Genomic DNA, 18,894 nt, shown 5'->3' on the forward strand with positions numbered 1-18,894 from the left:
TGTAAGAAAACGTTATCTTTAACTGTATAATTGCAACAAAAAAAACAATAAATGCAATGTAAATAACTTTAAAAGCTAGTTCTTATCAACTCGTATTTTATATCTTGCATTCTTTAAAACTAATCTCAGGCTAAACCTAACAAATGTGAAGAGTTATTATTTCATACCTCTTTTTATAGTGATTTTATGTACAGATTTAGTATTTAATAATCATAGCGAGCTTCAGTTTTTGCGAGTTTATTCAAAACCCGCCCTCTCCATTACACTGCTTCTCTTTTATTACTTGAACAGTAAAAATCGGCATAAAAAAGAACGAATACTTCTTATCTTATGTTTATTATGTTTACTGCTTGGTGATATTTTTTTACTAGAAGATAGTAGAATTTATTCATTTCCCATTGGGCTATTTGCTTTTTTCATGGCAAATATATTCTATAGCATGGTGTTATACCGCAGTGCAAATATTGAGATCAATAAATCGTATCCATTTTTAGTGGTATCTGCAATTTACCTTTTTGCAATTTTCTATTTGATGTATGACAAACTAAATGAATACTTTGTACCTGTATTGATTTATATATTTGCAGTGTTAAACATGATTCAGGCTGCATTTTTAAGATACAAAGTGGTTAACCATTACAGTTTTATTCTGGTATTTACAGGTGCTTTGCTTTTTCTATTTTCAGAAAGTATTCTAGCCTTGAATATGTTTTATACTCCTTTTCCATATAAAAACTTCCTAATCATGTTTTTTTATGGAGTCTCACAGTTACTTATAATTTTGGGGATCTTGAGAGAACAAAAAAAATTCAGACGTTTTGATTAGCCTTCGCAAGATTATTGCGACTTTTTTTATAAGGTCTTATTATTAAGCGTGCTTCTCTATCAAAACGCACATAATTATACACCCAATTTATAAAAACAACCATTCTATTTCTAAACCCAATAAGAAAAAATAAATGAACAAACATCCATACAAACCAAGCAAAAACGCCTTGAAATCTAAATTTAGGTAGATCAACTACTGCCTTGTTTCTTCCAATGGTGGCCATAGAACCTTTGTCAAAATAACTAAAAGGTTTCATTTCTTTTTTATTTAATAGGCGTTCAAAATTATCTCCTAAGTGCTTCCCTTGTTGCATGGCAGGTTGGGCCATCATAGGATGCCCAAATGGATAATCTTCATCTATCATACACGCCAAATCACCAATAGCAAATATATTCTCAAATCCATCTACCTGATTGAATTTATTTACTTTTATTCTATTTCCCCTAGCTATAAAGTCACCTGCGTCAAACCCTTTAATAGTGGCTCCTTTTACGCCAGCAGCCCAAACAAGCGTTGCGGCTTCAAAATGTAAATCGGTATTCGTACTTACTAAATTACCGTCATAATTTGTAACTCTCACTTTTTTCCATACCTGTACGCCTAATGCTTCTAAAAAGTCTTCCGCTTTTTTAGACGCCTGAATACTCATTGCATCCAGTACACGTTCTGATCCTTGAACTAGGTTTATTTGCATTTTTCGGATATCAAGATCTGGATAGTCTTTGGGTAAGATACCCTTTTTGATTTCGGCTAACGCCCCTGCCAATTCTACGCCTGTTGGCCCTGCTCCTACAATTACAAAATTCATCAAAGCATTTCGCTCATTGAGATCTGAAGTTAAAATGGCTTGTTCAAAATTCTCTAATATAAGGCTTCTAAGATTTAAAGATTGTGGTATGGTTTTCATTGCCATACTATGAAGCTCAATTTCCTGATTCCCAAAAAAATTTGTTTCAGATCCCGTGGCAAGTATTAAGTAGTCATAAGAAAGATTACCTATATCTGTTTTAAGACTATTTTTTTCGTGCTGGATCTCTTCTACATTTGCGAGTCTAAAATAGAATTCAGGATAATCCTTTAAGATTTTACGAATAGGATAGGCTATAGAATCTGGTTCTAATCCACCAGTAGAAACTTGATAAAGTAGTGGTTGAAATGTATGATAATTGTGTTTATCTAACAATACTACCTGTACTTCTTGTTTCCCTAATTTTTTTGCTAGAGAAATTCCTCCAAACCCACCGCCTACTATGACTATTCTTGGATTACTTGTTCTGGGTATATTCATTTGTATTACTTCTACCGCAAAATTAACAATTAACATAGATTTTAAGTAAGTATCCTATGTTTATATTTTATATAAATTAATGAAATGCATTTTAGCTATTTTTCTAAGAAATAAAGTGCTCAAAATTAAAATACACTTCATAGCTGATTGATTACTGCTATTTTTACAAAAAAAACAATCATTAGTGTAACTTTTTAATAAGTTGAACTACTAATAATAGAAAACTATCTAACCAACTTTAGTGAATAAAGAACTTGAACATAATTTTGTAACGGCACTGGAGCGTAACCAAAACATAGTTCATAAAGTATGTCGTATTTATACCAATGATGAAGATTCGCATAAAGATCTTTTTCAGGAAATAACCATACAACTGTGGAAAGCATATCCAAAATTTAGAGGCGACTCAAAATTTAGCACATGGATGTATCGTGTAGCTCTTAACACAGCCATCACACTTTACAGAAAGTCAAAAAGAAGTCTAAAAACACAAGACTTTGAAAGTGTGGTATACAAAATAAGTGCAAAAGAATACGACGATACGGAAGAACAACATTTGAAACTAATGTATGATGCAGTTAAGCAATTAAACGATATTGAAAAAGCATTGGTATTTCTATATTTAGAAGACAAGAATTATACAGAAATATCAGAAACATTAGGTATCACAGAAGTAAATGCCCGCGTTAAAATGAACCGGATAAAAACAAAATTAAGAACCATATTGAACCCTTAATATGAATGAACTTGATCTTTTAAAGAAAGACTGGCAGAGCAAAGAACATTCGCTTCCCAAACTTTCTTACGATGAAATTTATCAAATGATCTGGAAAAGATCATCTTCCATTGTTAAATGGATCTTTTATATAAGCCTAAGTGAAATACTCATTGGTTTGTTATTTACCCTCTTTGCTGCAGATAAAGAATACTGGGAAGAATTAGATAGAATAGGACAAACAGAAATCACTATTGTTACATATATTTTATCGTATGTGATAGTTGCTTACTACATCTATCTTTTCTACAAAAATTATAAAGAAATTAGTGTTACCGAAAGCACTCGTAATCTGATGAAATCTATTCTTAAGACCCGAAAAACGGTGAAAACTTATATCGCAATTCTTCTTGGTTTATCTGGAATTTATAGCACGCTTCTTTGTATAGGGTATTTACAAACAGATTTCACACAACAAATACTTGCTGAAAACAATGGTGTTTTGCCCGATTATTTTTGGCCACTTATGATATTTCTTTGTCTAGTAATGGTATTTATTGCCTTAATTTTTATATGGCTTTTTTATAGATTACTTTATGGAATACTCTTGAAAAAATTATTGCGAAATTACGAAGAGTTAAAAAAAATGGAAGTCTAAAGGTTAAAATTAAGCTCAATTAATAATTCCAATTACGGTATTTATTCAATTCTTCTTGCGCTATTAATTCTTCCTGAGGAATCACTTTTATAAATGAAGGATGTTGCTCAATTGCGTATTCTAATTTTTCTACAATCTCTTCAACAGAATCATTGTCATAATCAATTTCCAAGGGCTCTTTAATCACCATTGATTGAAGTATTCCCTTCTTTTTAATCATTAATCCTTTTTTATCAAAAGAACGTCTAAAACCATCTATTACAATAGGAATAACAATGGGCTTGTATTGTTTTATTATGTGTGCTGTTCCTTTTCTAATGGGTTTCCATGGCTTAGTAGTGCCTTGTGGAAATGTAATTACCCATCCGTCTTCAAGCGCAATACCTATGTTCTCTGTGTCACTTAAATTTACATTTCGCTGAATGTTTTTCCCCTTTTCACGCCACGTGCGTTCCACAGTAATCGCGCCGGCATATGAAAGGATTTTAGGTAGTAAACCAGACTGCATCGTTTCTTTTGCGGCTACATAGTAAATGTTTAGTTTGGGATTCCAGATATAGGCAATGTTACGAATGGAATCTGTTCTACCGCTTAGGCTTGCATTAAAAACATGAAACATTGCCACCACATCGGCAAAATATGTTTGGTGGTTTGACACAAACAAAATGCCCTGTTGAGGAAGCTTTTTTATAATTTCAGAACCCTCAATTTTTAACTCATTAAAACCTCGATATCTACCATGTGTAATTGCTCCAAAAATTCTTATCAACCATTTCTTTAAAAAAAGTATATGCCCAAAAGGGTTTTTTTTAAATAATCCCATGTACTACATTTTTCAAGTCAGTTAAACAAAACTACGAATAAACGCGGTTATAATATGCCTTTTAGCAGTTCTTTAGCTTCATTTAGCATCATTGCAGTAGCTCCCCAAACTGTATATCCCTTTAAATTAAAAGCTGGAACATCTACGTTTTTAGCATAGGAAGTGTTTAATTTTTGGGTAAATACCACCTTATCGTCTAAAAACTCTTCTACCGGTATCTCTATTATTCTTTCTACTTCTTCTGGTTGTGCGCGAAAAGAAGGATATATTTTAGAAACTCCTACAAAAGGAGACACCATGAAATTGCTGGGAGGAATATATACTTCTGTCAATGATTTAATAACCTCTACTTGTTTTGAGATCACCCCTACCTCTTCTTGTGTCTCTCTTAATGCTGTTTGCATCAAACTTGTATCTTCTTTCTCTACCTTTCCTCCCGGAAATGCTATTTGGTTTGAATGTACTCCGGGATACTTTTTTCTTTGAATTAACACAAAGTTTGTTTTTTCTTTTTGGTCTGGATAAAAAAGAAGCAATACCGCTGCTCTTTTCGGATTCATTTTTTCTATATCAAGAGAATTTAGCTCTTTTAAACGCATTAAAGGGGCCATTTTATAATGCGAATCTAAACCGGGAAGCGGTCTTTTTATTATTTTTGGTACCGATTTCAGAAAAAAATCAAATTTCATGTTAAAGCTATCTCCATCTTTACTTACAATAATACTATTTATATTTTTAATAGCGTGCAATAGCTCTCCATCTGATAAAAAATCAATAAACAGTGAAAAAGCTGATATGATTGAAGAACCAGCTAAAAAATTAGATACCATCATAGAAGAAGAAATACCACCGCCTTTTAAGTTAACAGAAGAAAATGCAATTCGTTTCTTTTTTGAGTATGCAAAAGAAAATCCCGAAAAAAAAGTACGTATTACAACTGATTTTGGAAGCTTTGTAGTTGAATTGTATGATAAAACCCCATACCATAGAGCCAATTTTATATATTTAACTAAAGAGGGGTATTTTAATAATACTTATTTTCACCGTGTTGTTAAAAATTTTATTATTCAGGGAGGTAATGCAGACACTAAGGAAACTGCATTAAAAAGAGCAAGCATAGGAAGATACTTGCTTCCTCCAGACACCAAAAAAGGGTATAGACATCACAGAGGAACCATTTCTATGCCAAGCAGTGATATCAACAACCCGCATAAACTAGCCTCTCCTTTTGAATTTTTTATTGTGGTTACCAATCCAGGATCATATCATCTGGATGGAGATTATACTGCCTTTGGCAGAGTCATTAAAGGAATGAATGTTGTTGACAAGATTAATTCTCAACCTATAGACGACGGTGAATGGCCCTTACAAAACATTAAAATAAAAGCAGAAGTCGTAGAATAATCATTTTTGAATACTTGGTAATTTTAATTTGAAATATACAGCCATCAAACGAACAATGATTACAACCAAGGCTGTAATTATGTAACTAATATTTTCAGATACTGGAAACATTTGCACTAAGAAGTAGGTCAAACCTCCTATTAGGCAAGCCGTTGCATATACTTCTTCTCTAAAAATAACAGGTATTTCATTACACAAAATATCCCTGATTACACCTCCAAAGGAAGCGCTAATTGCACCTAATGCAATACAGATAATTGGATGCAGTTGTGCTTCTACTCCTTTTTCAATACCAATCAGCGTAAAAACTCCTAAACCAATAGTATCAAAAAGGAAAAGAGATTTACGTAAATAATCTATTTTTTGTTTAAAAATAATGGCTATCAAAAACCCAATTAAAATTATATAAATATAATTAAGATCATACATCCAACCCACAGGCGTTCTACCTATTAAAACATCACGAAGCGTTCCTCCTCCTACCGCAGTTACAAAGGCAATAATAAAAATCCCAAACAAATCAAGGCGTTTATTCATTGCTGCTAGTGCTCCGGAGATCGCAAATACCAAAGTTCCAATAAGATCAAGAGAATAAAATAGCATTACATACTTTGGGTATAATAATTATAGTCTGAAATTATTTTCTTAACAAATTCTAATGGAGTTTCTGAAGATTTTACCTCCAATATTTTTTGAATTTGATGACTGAGTTTTACAATTACATTATGGTTTCCATGCTTAAGAGCACTTTCATACATAGTTTTAATCTCTTGAATTTCCAAGTCTGTAAAAAGGGTTACTTGTGGATACCTAGGTTGATAATCTAAGGGGATTTCTTCATGCAAAGTATCACTTAGTTTAAATAAGTGCTTTTCACTAATTACCGTGGTTCCTGCGGCAATATCTCCTAATCGTTGTCCTTTACCATTTAATAATATCGTTAATACCGCTCCACCACCTGAAGTAAGAGTAACCTCAATTACTCTTAAAATCCATCGTAGAAAATAATTTGAAAAAGCAGGTTTGCTTCCATCCAACTTCACCACTCTAGTTTTTACTACAAATTTACCTACGGTTTTACCATCCGTAAAAGTTTCCAAAATTAGATAATACAAAAAACCCGGAAGGCTTGCTAATAAAAATAAGGCCCATTGATCTCCTGGGTTTAAATCAAGAGATACCAATATCCAGAAAATCAGTATATAATAAGATATAATGACAACAGTATCCAACAAAAAGGCTAGCATTCTGTCTATAATACTTGCAACATTTTGATGTATCCCTACATTTTGAGAGGTTTCTATTTGGAATTTATCCATTTTTTGTTTTCTTTATGGCAAATAAATCAATAATCTTCTTTAAGGGTATTTATGCGCGAAGCTGCATTTGTTAGGCAAAATAAGGATAAATGGTCCACTTTTGAAAATGTTCTCAAAAATAAAGAACAATTAGATCCCGGAGACTTGTCCGATCTATATATTGAGATTACAGATCATCTTAGCTATGCAAAGACATTTTATCCTAAAAGTAATACCATGGCATACTTAAATAGTTTGTCTTCTTTAGCACATCAAAAAATTTATAAAACCAAAAAAGAACCTAAGAATCGTATTATTACGTTTTGGAAAGATGAGTTTCCTAAGGAGTTCTATAAATATCATAAAATATTATTGGTCAGTTTCTTGTTTTTTTTACTTTTTACCATTATCGGAGCTTATTCTGCAGCAACCGATGGTGATTTTGTACGCTCTTTTTTGGGCGATAATTATGTAAACATGACGCTAGAAAATATTGAGAAAGGAGATCCTATGGGTGTTTACAAAAAACAAGGAGAGTTTAATATGTTCCTTGGCATTACCATCAATAATATTAAAGTTGCTCTTATGGCGTTTAGCTATGGACTCATATTTAGTCTTGGTACACTCATTATATTAATGCAAAATGGAATTATGCTTGGTAGTTTTCAATACTTCTTTTATGAACAGGGATTGCTTTGGGAATCTGTAAGAACTATTTGGATTCATGGAACCATTGAAATTTCAGTAATTGTGATAGCTGGTTGTGGAGGTATTGTAATGGGAAACGGATTATTGTTTCCAGGCACCTATACCCGTTTGCAAGCATTTAAGAGAAGTGCAAAGGCAGGATTGAAAATTATTATGAGTACTATCCCGTTTTTCATCATCGCGGGCTTTTTAGAAGGTTTTGTAACAAGACATACGGAGATGCCAGATTGGCTGGCTATCTTAATTATAAGTATATCCTTATTTTTAATTCTTTTTTATTACGTTATTTATCCTATTCAACTCAACAAAATATCCAAATCATGACAAAAGCGAAAATTGAATTTAAAAAGCAACGGGAAATTGGAGAAATTATTACCGATACCTTTGCTTTTATACGTCAAGAATTCAAAAACTATTTTGGAACCATTATAAAAATGGTAGGTCCATATCTGCTAATTGCTATTGCAGGTATTGGTTGTTATCTATATAGTCTAGGGTCTCTTGTAAACATACAGATGTTAGAGTCTAACTTTTCTGAAACCGATCTCATATTTTTAATCATTGGAGTTATATTTTTATTAGTTGGAGGAATTGCTACTTACGCATTGTCTTACTCTGTAACTCTTAATTATATTAAATCTTATGAAAATAATAACGGAGTTGTTATACAAGAAGAAATACGAAAGGGAGTTAGGGATAGTTTTTGGGGAATTATTGGTTTGGGAGTTTTAGTTTTTATCATGATGTCTGTGGGAATCATGCTATGTTGTTTTCCCGGCATTTATCTTTGGGTTCCACTAACCTTATCATTTTCTTTATTGGTATTTAGAAATTTATCTGTTACGGATGCTATTTCTGATAGTTTTTCTCTCATAAAAAATGAATGGTGGATGACCTTTATTACCATGTTTGTAGTTTGGCTTATAATGGCTATTGCTAGCTACGCATTTAGCATGCCTGCTATCATTTACAGTTGGGTGAAAATGGGGATTTCTGCGGGAGAAGGTGATTTTGCTAATGGCGATTTTTTTATAAAAGACCCGGTTTATATTGCACTCAACCTTGTATCTTACTTTTTTCAATATTTTTTAAATTTAGTTACTCTTATTACCTCTGTTCTTATTTATTTTAATTTAAATGAAAAGAAAAATTTTACTGGAACTTTTGAAAAAATTGATTCTTTAGGAAGTAATTCATAGAATTAATGAGAATATTATTTCTTTTTATTTGTTGTTTAACTTGTATAAGTGCCTTGCGAGCTAACTCCTTACAAATACCCAAGGATAGCAGTGATATTTCATTGATAGAAATTAAAAAAGAGCAGCTAGAGAAATACAAAAACAATCCAGATTACGATTACAACACCAAAAAAAACCAAGTAACCTGGTGGCAACAATTTAAGAATTGGGTTTTTAATTTGATTATAAAAATCCTTAAATCTCTTTTTAATATTGATATTACTTTTGGAATTCTGTCTTTAGTTTTTAGAATCCTTATTTATGGATCTATTGGATTGCTAATTTTTCTTCTTGTAAAACTCTTTTTAAAAGTTGGCACACGTTCTTTTATTAGCTCAAAAACCAATACCCCAATGGTATCATTCTCGGAAGAAGAAGATATTATTCAGAATGAAAATATTCCTTCTCTAATTGAAAAAGCTCTTGCTAATAAAGAATTTAGACTTGCTGTAAGGTATCAGTATCTTTTGGCATTAAAAGAATTAAGTGATCATCATATGATTGAATGGGAGCAACAAAAAACAAATGATGATTATCTTTCAGAATTAAGTCATCATGAAGTTTCAGGATTGTTTTCAAGCATTACTAAAATTTACGACTTTATATGGTACGGGAATTTTGATATAGATGAATCCAGATACGCAAAAATAAAACCTGTCTTTACCTCCATATCTCAAAAAATCAATATGCATGGGTAAAGAAGGAAAAATTTATATCATCATTACGGTAGTGCTCATTGGATTGCTTGTATTCATAGAATATACCAAACCCAAAGAAATAAGTTGGTTTCCCTCATATTCTAAAAATCATACGATCCCATTAGGCATGAAAGTCTTGCATACCGAGATGAAATCAATATTTAAAGATCGTTTTGAAGACACCTCAATAGCTCCTTATTCTTTTCTAAAAGAGCAGTATCCAGAAGGCACTTATTTTTTTGTTAATGAAACCGTAAAGTTTGGAAAAGAAGAACTTAATTCCTTGTTAGCATGGGTAGCTGAAGGAAATCAACTGTTTATTGCTTCTTCAAGTTATGAAAAAAGATTATTGGACACATTAAATTTAAAAACCGATTATATTACAGATCTTGGTACTTTGACTTCCTCGTATAAGCTTTCCTTGATGAATGAGACTTTTAAGAATCAAAAAACTGCATTTTTTGATCGAAATATGACGATCCCTTTTTTTAAAAACGGAGATTCATTACAAACCACTGCAATAGGCACCATCAAGCTTGAAGGAGAAGCTAAAAATTATGTGAATGTTATAAAACAGCCTTTTGGTAAAGGTGAACTTATTTTATCTTTATTTCCAGAATCATTGTCTAATTATTTTATTCTTAAGAGTCCTAATGAAGAGTATGTATCTGGGTTGTTATCCTATTTAACTTCTTCAAAGACCATCTATTTTGATAATCACTATAAAACAGGATCAAAATATTACAGCTCTCCTATGTATGTTTTTCTAAACAATAAAGCACTAAAGTGGGCTTATTATCTTGTTTTAATAGCTACTTTCTTTTATATTATTTTTGAAGGCAGAAGAAAACAAAGAAGCATTCCAATTATGGAACCACTTAAAAATCAGACCTTAGATTTTGTGCGTACTATTGCGAATATGTATTACGAAAAAAATGACCATCGAGATATAGCCTCTTACAAGATAAATCATTTTTTAGCTTTTATCAGGAATCAGCAATCTGCTTCTGTTTCAGAATTAAATACCCGGCAAATTAAAGATATTGCTTCTAGAAATGGTAAGAACTTTGAAGAAACCAAAAAACTGTTTGATTTCATAAAAACTATCCAGCATAAAATCAGTATCAGTAAAGAAGAACTCATGAATCTCAATCAAATGATTGAAGATTTTAAAAAATAAATCATGGAAGAAAACAAACCTATGGAATTTAACAGTCGTATTGAGCTAACTACCTTAAAAGAAGGCATTGAAGGAATAAAAAAGGAACTTGCTCAAATAATAGTAGGTCAGGAAAGTTTTATAGAATTATTGTTAGCCGGTTTGCTTGCAGATGGACATGTACTTATTGAGGGAGTGCCTGGAATTGCTAAGACCATTACCGCCAAATTATTTGCTAAAACTCTTAAAACAGATTTTGGACGGATCCAGTTTACGCCAGATCTTATGCCTTCAGACATTATAGGAACTTCCGTTTTAAATATGAAAACTTCAGAATTTGAATTTAAAAAAGGACCTGTTTTTAGCAATATCGTGCTTATTGATGAGATCAATCGTGCTCCTGCCAAAACACAGGCAGCCTTGTTTGAAGTAATGGAAGAAAGACAAATTACTATTGATGGACATACTTTTAAGATGGATGCACCATTTATGGTTCTTGCAACACAAAACCCTATTGAACAAGAGGGTACCTATGCACTTCCGGAAGCACAGCTAGACCGCTTCATTTTTAAAATTAAAGTAGATTACCCTTCACAAGAAGAAGAAGTGCAAATTCTATTAACTCATCATGAACGCAAGGGTAAAAAACCAGAAGCTATTATTAAAGCCATTCTGGAACCTGAAAAACTAGCAAGTTTTAAGGCAAGTGTTATGGATGTCATTTGCGAAGACAAAATCATTAAATACATTGCAGAAGTTATATCAAAAACAAGAACACATTCACATTTATTTTTGGGAGCTTCTCCTAGAGCTTCCATTGCTGTTCTAAATACTGCTAAAGCATTTGCTGCCATGAGTGGAAGGGATTTTGTAACTCCTGAAGATGTCAAAAAAGCATTATTGCCAGTATTAAATCATAGAATTATCCTTTCACCAGAACGAGAAATGGAAGGTATTACACCAGAAAAAGTAATTGAAATGATTCTACAATCTATTGAAATACCGCGATAAGAATGCTACAATTCATTCGCTCTTTCTATCTTAAAAAGTTCTTTTTCCGGTCACTTATCGGCCTTTCGCTATTATTTTTTATTTCGCATTGGTTCCAAGAATTATACCTATTAGCATGGCTGAGCGTACTTGTTTTTTGCATCTTATTAATTTCCGATATTCTTTTAGTTTTTATGCCAAAAAACCCAATAGATGCCAATAGGATTTTACAAGAAAAGTTTTCTAACAGTGACCCCAATCCAGTACCTGTAATTGTTTTCAACCACTATACATTTCCTATTCATGTTGGTATTATTGATGAATTGCCTTTTCAATTTCAAAAAAGAGACTTTTATCACATAACACGTATTGAAAAACAACAAGAGTATCGTTTTGAATATAGGGTAAGACCCGTAGAGCGAGGACTCTACCAATTTGGCTCACTGCACATTTTTGTTTCCTCACCACTACGTTTGGTAAGAAGGCGGTTTTCATTTCAAAAAGCTCAGGAAGTAGCAGTGTACCCCTCATTTATTCAAATGAAAAAATACGACTTTCTTGCCATAAGTAATCAACTTACAGCGTTTGGTTTTAAAAAAATTAGGCGTCTTGGTCACACTATGGAATTTGAGCAAATTAAAACATATGTGCAAGGGGATGATTTTAGAACTATCAATTGGAAAGCCACTGCTAAACACTCGCTGCTCATGGTAAACCAATATCAAGATGAAAAGTCACAACCCATTTTATCCTTACTTGATACCGGTAGAGTTATGAAAATGCCATTTGAAGGATTAAAGCTTTTAGATTATGCAATTAATAGTACACTTGCTTTTTCTAATGTTGCACTAAAAAAGAAAGATAAGGTGGGGATGTTGTCTTTTAATAAAAATGTTGCAGACTATATAATGCCCTCAGATAAACTTTCTAATCTTACCAATATTATGGAAAGGTTGTATAAAGTTGACACTGATTATCCAGATGCTGACTTTGGGTTACTCTATAATTTTATAAAAAGGAAAGTATCCCATAGAAGTTTATTAATGCTTTACACCAATTTTGAGCACATCTCTTCACTTAAAAGACAGCTTCCCTATCTTCAGGCCATTGCTAGAAAACATTTATTAGTTGTTATCTTCTTTGAGAATACCGAATTAAAAAAGTTAACCGATCAAGATGCTGAAGATTTACAAGGTATTTACCATAAAACTATTGCAGATAAATTTGATTTTGACAAAAGGCTTATGCAGAAAGAACTGCAGAAACACGGCATCCAAAGCATCCTTACTACTCCAGAAAAATTGTCTATTAACGCAATAAACAAGTACTTAGAAATTAAGTCCCGAGGGTTATTATAATGTAGTTTTTAGTGCTAATTCTCTCTTGAAGAATTAAAATTTACAATTCAATCCTTATTTTTTACAATCCGGTAAAGTATGTTATGATTACCTGTCTGTGGTTTGCACTTTTGTCATGTAATTATTTATAACTATTAAAATATAACATCATGAAAACATTAAGACTCTTTATCTTCATCGCATTAATTTCAACATTCACATTTGCTCAAAATTCTGAAGAAAAAATAGCAACTGGGGTTACTCTAAAAGTAAAAATTGACAATGTAAGAAACGAGGAAGGTCATGTTTTATTTTCTCTACATACAGAAGAGACCTTTATGAAAGCTCCTGGTATTCAAAACGCTGCTGTAGTTATAGAAAATGGTACTGCACATGCAATTTTTGAAAACGTGACACCTGGTAGTTACGCTATACTAGCACTACATGACAAAAATAATAATAATAGGATGGATTTTGAACCAAATGGTATGCCTAAAGAAGACTACGGCGCTACTAATAACGTAATGGTCATGGGGCCTCCAACTTATACGGATGCAGAATTTACAGTAGAAAACGTAGATTTAGAATTATCTATTCGTTTCTAAACTTCACTTGAATCTAATAAAAGGGATGTTTTTAGACATCCCTTTTATTATACGCTTTCATCCAGCCAAGCTTTCATCATCCAGATGATTTTCTCCTGTTCGGTAATAAAATCACTCATCATTGCATTTGTACCTTCATCATTAAAATCTCCAGATTTGTTTAAAATGATTCTTTCAATTTTCAATAATTCGGTTAAAGAAGATACCACTAGAGAAACTGCTTTTTCATCTATAGAAATGTTCTTTCCTACCGGAACCTTGGCAGCTTTAATATAATCTTCAAACGTATGCAAAGGAGTACCTCCTAAGGTTAATATTCTTTCTGCAATCATATCTACCTTTAATTGTGCATCGTTATAAAGTTCTTCAAACTTCACGTGCAAATCAAAAAAACGTTTTCCACGAATATTCCAGTGAATGCCTCTTAAATTCTGATAATATAATTGAAAATTAGCTAAAAGATTATTGAGATCATTTTGTAACTCAATAGTTCCTTTAGCATCTAAACCAAGACTATTTAAACTCATTGTTATTTGCTTTTAAATTCTACATAAAGATAGGCAGATAAACTTTTACTATTGTAATAAGTTTTATTGATAGTTTTTATATTTTTATCATCTAAAATTATACTGATGACCATTACGCAATTACAATACGTTTTAGCTGTTGCAGAATATCAAAATTTCACCCTTGCTGCTCAAAAAAGTTTTGTCACACAACCTACGTTAAGTATGCAAATTCAAAAATTGGAAGATGAGCTTGAAGTTTTAATTTTTGATAGGAGCAAAAAGCCTATTCAATTAACAGAGATTGGTAAGAAAATTGTTAATCAGGCCAGAAATGTTGTAAATGAATCTGACCGAATGCAAGATATCGTAGATCAACAAAAAGGATATGTTGGAGGTGGGTTCAAGTTAGGTATTATTCCAACTATAATGCCAACACTACTACCTATGTTTCTTAAACATTTTATCAAGAAATATCCAAAAATAAATCTTAGCATTGAAGAAGACAACACAGAGAGTATTATACAAAAGCTGGAAGATGGTCATTTAGATGCCGCTATTGCAGCTACGCCATTAGGAAAAGATAAAATAAAGGAAAAAGTACTTTATTATGAACCTTTTGTTGCTTACACCCCTCCAAATCATGTGTTGAGCGGGGCTTCTCAAATAGAAGTAAAAGATCTGAATCTTGAAGATATTCTATTGCTGGAAGATGGGCATTGTTTTAGAGATAATGTTTTGAATCTATGTAGAAGTAATAGAGCTAAGAAAGACGATACCTTTCATTTAGAAAGTGGTAGTTTTGAAACTATGACAAAACTGGCTAATGAAGGTTTGGGCATGACATTATTACCGTATTTACATACCTTAGACCTCAAAGAGGAAGACAAACAATACTTAAGATATTTTAAAAAACCTCAACCAGCAAGAGAAGTAAGTATTATTCATAATAAAAGTGAATTGAAGCTACATATAATAGCCGCCTTAAAAGAAACTATTTCTGATGTTATAAGAGGGGCTATTGCCTTTCATGATGTTGAAATAATAAGCCCTACAAGCAAGAAAATATAACCTAATGTAGTTTTTTCATTACTTTTTTATATCTTTTAAATATATAAATCTTAAAACCAAAGAATTATGAAAAAAAAGATTGTAAAAAGCTCCCTTACACTCAACAAAAAAACCATTGGTAATCTTAACACCATTAGTGGAGGAAGACCTCCTGGAAGTAGAGACTGTACTATCGTAAATCCGGGACCAATTACCATTGAGACTATTTGTTGGACCGAATCCAGAGACGCTGGTTCTAACTGCTGGTGCTCTTCAGATGATAGTTTTGCCTGCTAAATTTTAATTTACCCATAAAAGCATCCTCTGAGGGATGCTTTTGTATTATTTGTACCCTTTGAAATTAATTTTCAAAATCTTCCCACATTTCTTTCAAAAGCTATTTTTCAGCAATAATATTAAGTTTTTTCTCTAAAAAAAATAAGTAAAAAGATATTAATTTACTATCTTTAATATTTAACTATCTAAATTTTAGATTTTTATGAAAAAAACTGTCAGAAGCTGAATATTTCAAAGCAAACAATTGCAAGCCTTAAAGGGGGGCATATTTCTGTAAATGCATGGCAGCAAATATCACGAAAAGAAACATGTTTGTGTATGACAATAACCAGTCCTTGCGAACAAACAAACCTATAAACATAACATCTTATGAAAAATAAAAAAAACTTAAAGTCGCTTACTCTTGACAAAAAAACAATTAGCAATCTAAATTTGACAGGAGGGATTAAAGCGCTTAGCGAAGAAATTCCTGAGACTTTTAGACAAGGTTGTCCTACCGATCCTAGGATATGTGATCCTGTAGAAACAGTATTTATTAAGTACTAGTAGACCCGTTGTAATTCTTGACATTCACAGATAGTGAAAAAAGAAAATCATTAAAATTTCAAAAAGAAAAGATGGCTAACCTCATAGATTTCAAAGGAGGTGTTGATCTTTCTATTACCGTACTCAACAGTGAAGCGTTATTGCTTATCAATTGTTGACTATTATACTTGCATTACTAGACTCTAGATGAAAGCATTAAAATATGCCCAACGGATGGTTAAAATTTAACTGATGAAAAAAAAGATTCTTAAAAATCTTATTTTGAATAAATCTACTATTTCAAATCTTAATGAGGTAAAAGGGGGCGATTTGATTCCAATTACCATAATAAGAACACAATTTGTTGGCTGCCTTTCTTTCATAGGCCATCATACATGTGAAACAGGTCTTCAACCTACTTGTGATCATAGCTATAGAATTTGCCCTATTACAACAGAAGTAGACTGTTAAGGCTCCAAAAACATTTTTTATATCAACACAAATTCTCAAGAAATGAAAAAAAAGAAAATTAAAGGCAAACTTTTCTTATCTAAAAAGATAATTAGCAATCTAAACAAAATTCGAGGCGGAATAGATGTTGTGCTAATAGATTTTAACACGAACCTTGAAAATTGCACTGCACTTACTAAAAATAGATTGACTTGTCAGACCGGGTTACATTTTACCTGTGATCATAGTTATCGAATTTGTCCTGTAGATACAGAGATACCAAAGGAGTTTTAAAACCTTTTATCTGAACTAAAATTTTCCGTCTATCTTTCAAAAAACTGGCTAACCTTCATAAGGTAATTCTAGACAAATAGATTTTCACAATAACAAGAGAGTAAGTCTAGTACTTTCTAATAATAAAAATACCCCCAACTAGTATTAAACTCATTGGGGGTATTTTAGATACAAGTGGTTTTAAGTTATACGCTCAAATAAATCATACATTGATTTAAGTCTGGGCGATCTTTTGTGAAATTCTCTAACCACTCTTTTAATTGCTCAATTTCATAGGGTAATAATAGTTTTACTGCTTTTTCTAATTCTTTGTAGAATAGAACTGGATCAAAACTTACCTTTTGTAAGATGACTCTTGTGTACTCATACATAGCTCTAGCCATAAATATTTGTTATTAATTGGGGTTTGTTTTACTCTGTTAAATTAACTAAATTTTCCCATATAATATTGTTTGCAAAAAGTTAAAACTTATTGCTTATTTGTTAATTCTTGATTATTTCTATATCCATTTTCCTGTGGATACCTTATAAATAATCAAAAAAAAAGATATTAATTATTATTAAGTCTCATATTTACTTCCGATTATCTATCATACAAGGCTACTTTTGTATTTCAACTATCAAGGCTATTTAGAATTGTAAAAATGATTCGGTTTAAAAGGTATTTTAACAAATGAAAAAGAGTTAATTTTATAAACCTAAAGTTAGTTATAATAGAACATTACTACGCTTCAAAAAAATTGCTAAATGTGTTTACAATCCATAGGTGTCAAAGCTGTAACTGCAATCATAATTATATGGCTATGTGCTGCCTGCGGCACTCAAAATAGATTCACTTCTGAAATGATTAAGGTTTCCGAAAAAGAACACTTCATCACGGGATTTATGCTGTATGATCCAGATAAAAAAGACACTTTAATAAGTATTAATCACAACAAATACCTTAATCCAGCTTCCAATACAAAAATCTTCACTTTATATTCAGCAATGAAAATGATAGGAGATTCCATTCCTGCTATCAAATGGAAAGAACAGAATGATACCCTTTTCTTAATGGGAACAGGAGATCCTACCCTGCTCCATCCTTGGTTTAACTCAATGCGGGTTATAGAATTAATTAACACCTCATCTACTAAAAAAGTAGTTTTAGATACAGGCAATTATTTAGAAGACAAATATGGTCCTGGCTGGGCATGGGAAGATTATGCCTATTATTTTATGCCAGAACGAAACAGTTTTCCTATGTATGGTAACGTAGTAAATTTGGCTTTATCTAGAGATGCTATTCAGGTAGTTCCAGATATTTTTGCACCTCAAATCAAAAAAGAGAAACAACCATACTCAAGAAGTTTAAACAAAAATACTTTTTATATAACCTCCAACAAGATAGACTCACTGGAGGTTCCGTATATAACAAACGACAGTCTTACAATGGGACTGCTCAACAAACATCTTTCTAAAGAACTTGTATTGGGTAAATTCCCACCCAGCCAACTATCTTCAAAAATACATTATAGTATTAAAGCTGATAGCTTATACAAAAGGATGATGAGTGTAAGTGACAATTTTCTAGCAGAACAGATGATGATTCTTTGTTCGGGTACTATTTCCGATACACTTTCTGTAAAAAAAGCAATTGATTACTCACTAAAAAATTATTTTTCAGACATTCCTCAATACCCCAGATGGGTAGACGGTTCTGGTCTGTCCAGATACAATCTTTTCTCTCCACACAGTTTTGTATATGTTTTAAATAAGATGTATCAGGAATTTGACAAGGAAAGATTATTAAATCTTTTTCCAGCAATTAATTTATTAGGAGAAACCGATAATGATTTGAACCTCTATTTATATGCTAAACCGGGATCTTTCAGCAACAATTACTGCTTAAGCGGCTATCTTATTACTAAATCGGGTAAAACACTTATTTTTAGTTTTATGGCAAATCATTTCACCATTCCTAGTAAGGAAATAAAAAGACAATTACAGACCATACTTTTGGAAATAAGAAACCAATACTAA

At 31.9% G+C, this 18,894-nt stretch carries 23 protein-coding genes; 16 read left to right on the forward strand and 7 right to left on the reverse strand.

Going from position 1 to position 18,894, the window contains the following annotated elements; all coding sequences use genetic code 11:
• The first annotated feature begins 178 nt into the window (after nt 1–178).
• Nucleotides 179–826: a lysoplasmalogenase gene (locus WBG07_RS02585; protein ID WP_340199319.1), complete on the forward strand. Its 648-nt coding sequence runs from the start codon at nt 179–181 to the stop codon at nt 824–826.
• On the opposite strand, the gene WBG07_RS02590 is transcribed toward WBG07_RS02585, so the two are convergent.
• Nucleotides 810–2,117 carry an NAD(P)/FAD-dependent oxidoreductase gene (locus WBG07_RS02590; protein WP_340199320.1) on the reverse strand — a complete coding sequence of 436 codons (1,308 nt, stop codon included), beginning with the start codon at nt 2,115–2,117 and terminating at the stop codon, nt 810–812. The two genes, WBG07_RS02585 and WBG07_RS02590, sit on opposite strands and share 17 nt — an antisense overlap.
• 241 nt (nt 2,118–2,358) lie before the next feature.
• On the opposite strand from WBG07_RS02590, the gene WBG07_RS02595 reads away from it, so the two are divergent.
• Both WBG07_RS02595 and WBG07_RS02600 read left to right on the forward strand, forming a co-directional pair.
• Entirely contained in the window at nt 2,359–2,853 is a 495-nt protein-coding gene (locus tag WBG07_RS02595) for an RNA polymerase sigma factor (protein WP_340198920.1), read from the forward strand.
• 1 nt (nt 2,854) lies between these two features.
• On the forward strand, nt 2,855–3,490 hold the full coding sequence (locus tag WBG07_RS02600; protein ID WP_340198921.1) for a hypothetical protein: 636 nt from the start codon (nt 2,855–2,857) through the stop codon (nt 3,488–3,490).
• Nucleotides 3,491–3,509: 19 nt separating this feature from the next.
• Here the strand turns inward: WBG07_RS02600 and WBG07_RS02605 are convergent, their stop codons facing one another.
• Nucleotides 3,510–4,313: a lysophospholipid acyltransferase family protein gene (locus WBG07_RS02605; RefSeq protein WP_340198922.1), complete on the reverse strand. Its 804-nt coding sequence runs from the start codon at nt 4,311–4,313 to the stop codon at nt 3,510–3,512.
• A gap of 47 nt (nt 4,314–4,360) precedes the next feature.
• Complete coding sequence (locus WBG07_RS02610; protein ID WP_340198923.1) at nt 4,361–5,146, reverse strand: NUDIX hydrolase; 786 nt, start codon at nt 5,144–5,146, stop codon at nt 4,361–4,363.
• Here WBG07_RS02610 and WBG07_RS02615 point away from each other — a divergent pair.
• Nucleotides 5,109–5,717: a peptidylprolyl isomerase gene (locus tag WBG07_RS02615; protein WP_340198924.1), complete on the forward strand. Its 609-nt coding sequence runs from the start codon at nt 5,109–5,111 to the stop codon at nt 5,715–5,717. The genes WBG07_RS02610 and WBG07_RS02615 overlap by 38 nt on opposite strands.
• Here the strand turns inward: WBG07_RS02615 and WBG07_RS02620 are convergent, their stop codons facing one another.
• Together WBG07_RS02620 and WBG07_RS02625 are read right to left on the reverse strand one after the other, a co-directional pair.
• A complete protein-coding gene (locus WBG07_RS02620) occupies nt 5,718–6,320 on the reverse strand; it encodes a trimeric intracellular cation channel family protein (protein ID WP_340198925.1) in 603 nt (200 codons plus the stop codon). It lies immediately after the preceding gene.
• On the reverse strand, nt 6,320–7,036 hold the full coding sequence (locus tag WBG07_RS02625; protein WP_340198926.1) for an RDD family protein: 717 nt from the start codon (nt 7,034–7,036) through the stop codon (nt 6,320–6,322). The genes WBG07_RS02620 and WBG07_RS02625 overlap by 1 nt, the downstream gene beginning before the upstream one ends.
• Nucleotides 7,037–7,087: 51 nt before the next feature.
• Here WBG07_RS02625 and WBG07_RS02630 point away from each other — a divergent pair, with 51 nt between their 5' ends.
• From WBG07_RS02630 to WBG07_RS02660, 7 genes are all read left to right on the forward strand, one after another.
• Entirely contained in the window at nt 7,088–8,047 is a 960-nt protein-coding gene (locus WBG07_RS02630) for a stage II sporulation protein M (protein WP_340198927.1), read from the forward strand.
• Nucleotides 8,044–8,922 (forward strand): hypothetical protein, encoded by an 879-nt coding sequence (locus WBG07_RS02635; protein WP_340198928.1) that lies wholly within the window; start codon nt 8,044–8,046, stop codon nt 8,920–8,922. Before WBG07_RS02630 ends, WBG07_RS02635 begins: the two co-directional genes overlap by 4 nt.
• Before the next feature lie 5 nt (nt 8,923–8,927).
• Nucleotides 8,928–9,659: a DUF4129 domain-containing protein gene (locus tag WBG07_RS02640; RefSeq protein WP_340198929.1), complete on the forward strand. Its 732-nt coding sequence runs from the start codon at nt 8,928–8,930 to the stop codon at nt 9,657–9,659.
• Nucleotides 9,652–10,839 carry a DUF4350 domain-containing protein gene (locus tag WBG07_RS02645; RefSeq protein ID WP_340198930.1) on the forward strand — a complete coding sequence of 396 codons (1,188 nt, stop codon included), beginning with the start codon at nt 9,652–9,654 and terminating at the stop codon, nt 10,837–10,839. Before WBG07_RS02640 ends, WBG07_RS02645 begins: the two co-directional genes overlap by 8 nt.
• 3 nt (nt 10,840–10,842) lie before the next feature.
• Nucleotides 10,843–11,829 carry an AAA family ATPase gene (locus WBG07_RS02650; RefSeq protein WP_340198931.1) on the forward strand — a complete coding sequence of 329 codons (987 nt, stop codon included), beginning with the start codon at nt 10,843–10,845 and terminating at the stop codon, nt 11,827–11,829.
• A gap of 2 nt (nt 11,830–11,831) precedes the next feature.
• Nucleotides 11,832–13,166 (forward strand): DUF58 domain-containing protein, encoded by a 1,335-nt coding sequence (locus WBG07_RS02655; RefSeq protein ID WP_340198932.1) that lies wholly within the window; start codon nt 11,832–11,834, stop codon nt 13,164–13,166.
• Between the two features lie 149 nt (nt 13,167–13,315).
• Nucleotides 13,316–13,750: a DUF2141 domain-containing protein gene (locus tag WBG07_RS02660; protein ID WP_340198933.1), complete on the forward strand. Its 435-nt coding sequence runs from the start codon at nt 13,316–13,318 to the stop codon at nt 13,748–13,750.
• 47 nt (nt 13,751–13,797) lie between these two features.
• Here the strand turns inward: WBG07_RS02660 and WBG07_RS02665 are convergent, their stop codons facing one another.
• On the reverse strand, nt 13,798–14,277 hold the full coding sequence (locus WBG07_RS02665) for a Dps family protein (RefSeq protein ID WP_340198934.1): 480 nt from the start codon (nt 14,275–14,277) through the stop codon (nt 13,798–13,800).
• Nucleotides 14,278–14,382: 105 nt separating this feature from the next.
• On the opposite strand from WBG07_RS02665, the gene WBG07_RS02670 reads away from it, so the two are divergent.
• From WBG07_RS02670 to WBG07_RS02685, 4 genes are all read left to right on the forward strand, one after another.
• Nucleotides 14,383–15,327 (forward strand): hydrogen peroxide-inducible genes activator, encoded by a 945-nt coding sequence (locus WBG07_RS02670; RefSeq protein WP_340198935.1) that lies wholly within the window; start codon nt 14,383–14,385, stop codon nt 15,325–15,327.
• Nucleotides 15,328–15,393: 66 nt separating this feature from the next.
• Complete coding sequence (locus WBG07_RS02675; RefSeq protein WP_340198936.1) at nt 15,394–15,603, forward strand: hypothetical protein; 210 nt, start codon at nt 15,394–15,396, stop codon at nt 15,601–15,603.
• A 369-nt stretch (nt 15,604–15,972) separates the two neighbouring features.
• Nucleotides 15,973–16,149: a hypothetical protein gene (locus WBG07_RS02680; RefSeq protein ID WP_340198937.1), complete on the forward strand. Its 177-nt coding sequence runs from the start codon at nt 15,973–15,975 to the stop codon at nt 16,147–16,149.
• Between the two features lie 231 nt (nt 16,150–16,380).
• A complete protein-coding gene (locus tag WBG07_RS02685) occupies nt 16,381–16,599 on the forward strand; it encodes a hypothetical protein (RefSeq protein ID WP_340198938.1) in 219 nt (72 codons plus the stop codon).
• 458 nt (nt 16,600–17,057) lie between these two features.
• Here the strand turns inward: WBG07_RS02685 and WBG07_RS02690 are convergent, their stop codons facing one another.
• The gene (locus WBG07_RS02690; protein ID WP_340198939.1) at nt 17,058–17,255 is read right to left on the reverse strand and encodes a hypothetical protein; all 198 of its coding nucleotides are present in this window, start codon (nt 17,253–17,255) and stop codon (nt 17,058–17,060) included.
• Nucleotides 17,256–17,619: 364 nt separating this feature from the next.
• On the opposite strand from WBG07_RS02690, the gene WBG07_RS02695 reads away from it, so the two are divergent.
• Entirely contained in the window at nt 17,620–18,894 is a 1,275-nt protein-coding gene (locus WBG07_RS02695) for a D-alanyl-D-alanine carboxypeptidase (RefSeq protein WP_340198940.1), read from the forward strand.

Source organism: Ascidiimonas meishanensis, assembly GCF_037782385.1.
GTDB lineage: Bacteria > Bacteroidota > Bacteroidia > Flavobacteriales > Flavobacteriaceae > Ascidiimonas > Ascidiimonas meishanensis.

Excerpts from the sequence above, each read along its gene's own strand:
- WBG07_RS02650 (WP_340198931.1), top strand. The coding sequence starts at position 10,843 with ATGGAAGAAAACAAACCTATGGAATTTAACAGTCGTATTGAGCTAACT.
- WBG07_RS02590 (WP_340199320.1), bottom strand. The coding sequence starts at position 2,117 with ATGAATATACCCAGAACAAGTAATCCAAGAATAGTCATAGTAGGCGGT.
- WBG07_RS02655 (WP_340198932.1), top strand. The coding sequence starts at position 11,832 with ATGCTACAATTCATTCGCTCTTTCTATCTTAAAAAGTTCTTTTTCCGG.
- WBG07_RS02685 (WP_340198938.1), top strand. The coding sequence starts at position 16,381 with ATGAAAAAAAAGATTCTTAAAAATCTTATTTTGAATAAATCTACTATT.
- WBG07_RS02610 (WP_340198923.1), bottom strand. The coding sequence starts at position 5,146 with ATGATGGTATCTAATTTTTTAGCTGGTTCTTCAATCATATCAGCTTTT.
- WBG07_RS02635 (WP_340198928.1), top strand. The coding sequence starts at position 8,044 with ATGACAAAAGCGAAAATTGAATTTAAAAAGCAACGGGAAATTGGAGAA.
- WBG07_RS02645 (WP_340198930.1), top strand. The coding sequence starts at position 9,652 with ATGGGTAAAGAAGGAAAAATTTATATCATCATTACGGTAGTGCTCATT.
- WBG07_RS02690 (WP_340198939.1), bottom strand. The coding sequence starts at position 17,255 with ATGGCTAGAGCTATGTATGAGTACACAAGAGTCATCTTACAAAAGGTA.
- WBG07_RS02615 (WP_340198924.1), top strand. The coding sequence starts at position 5,109 with ATGATTGAAGAACCAGCTAAAAAATTAGATACCATCATAGAAGAAGAA.
- WBG07_RS02620 (WP_340198925.1), bottom strand. The coding sequence starts at position 6,320 with ATGCTATTTTATTCTCTTGATCTTATTGGAACTTTGGTATTTGCGATC.
- WBG07_RS02695 (WP_340198940.1), top strand. The coding sequence starts at position 17,620 with ATGTGTTTACAATCCATAGGTGTCAAAGCTGTAACTGCAATCATAATT.
- WBG07_RS02665 (WP_340198934.1), bottom strand. The coding sequence starts at position 14,277 with ATGAGTTTAAATAGTCTTGGTTTAGATGCTAAAGGAACTATTGAGTTA.
- WBG07_RS02670 (WP_340198935.1), top strand. The coding sequence starts at position 14,383 with ATGACCATTACGCAATTACAATACGTTTTAGCTGTTGCAGAATATCAA.
- WBG07_RS02600 (WP_340198921.1), top strand. The coding sequence starts at position 2,855 with ATGAATGAACTTGATCTTTTAAAGAAAGACTGGCAGAGCAAAGAACAT.
- WBG07_RS02630 (WP_340198927.1), top strand. The coding sequence starts at position 7,088 with ATGCGCGAAGCTGCATTTGTTAGGCAAAATAAGGATAAATGGTCCACT.
- WBG07_RS02660 (WP_340198933.1), top strand. The coding sequence starts at position 13,316 with ATGAAAACATTAAGACTCTTTATCTTCATCGCATTAATTTCAACATTC.
- WBG07_RS02605 (WP_340198922.1), bottom strand. The coding sequence starts at position 4,313 with ATGGGATTATTTAAAAAAAACCCTTTTGGGCATATACTTTTTTTAAAG.
- WBG07_RS02675 (WP_340198936.1), top strand. The coding sequence starts at position 15,394 with ATGAAAAAAAAGATTGTAAAAAGCTCCCTTACACTCAACAAAAAAACC.
- WBG07_RS02640 (WP_340198929.1), top strand. The coding sequence starts at position 8,928 with ATGAGAATATTATTTCTTTTTATTTGTTGTTTAACTTGTATAAGTGCC.
- WBG07_RS02625 (WP_340198926.1), bottom strand. The coding sequence starts at position 7,036 with ATGGATAAATTCCAAATAGAAACCTCTCAAAATGTAGGGATACATCAA.
- WBG07_RS02680 (WP_340198937.1), top strand. The coding sequence starts at position 15,973 with ATGAAAAATAAAAAAAACTTAAAGTCGCTTACTCTTGACAAAAAAACA.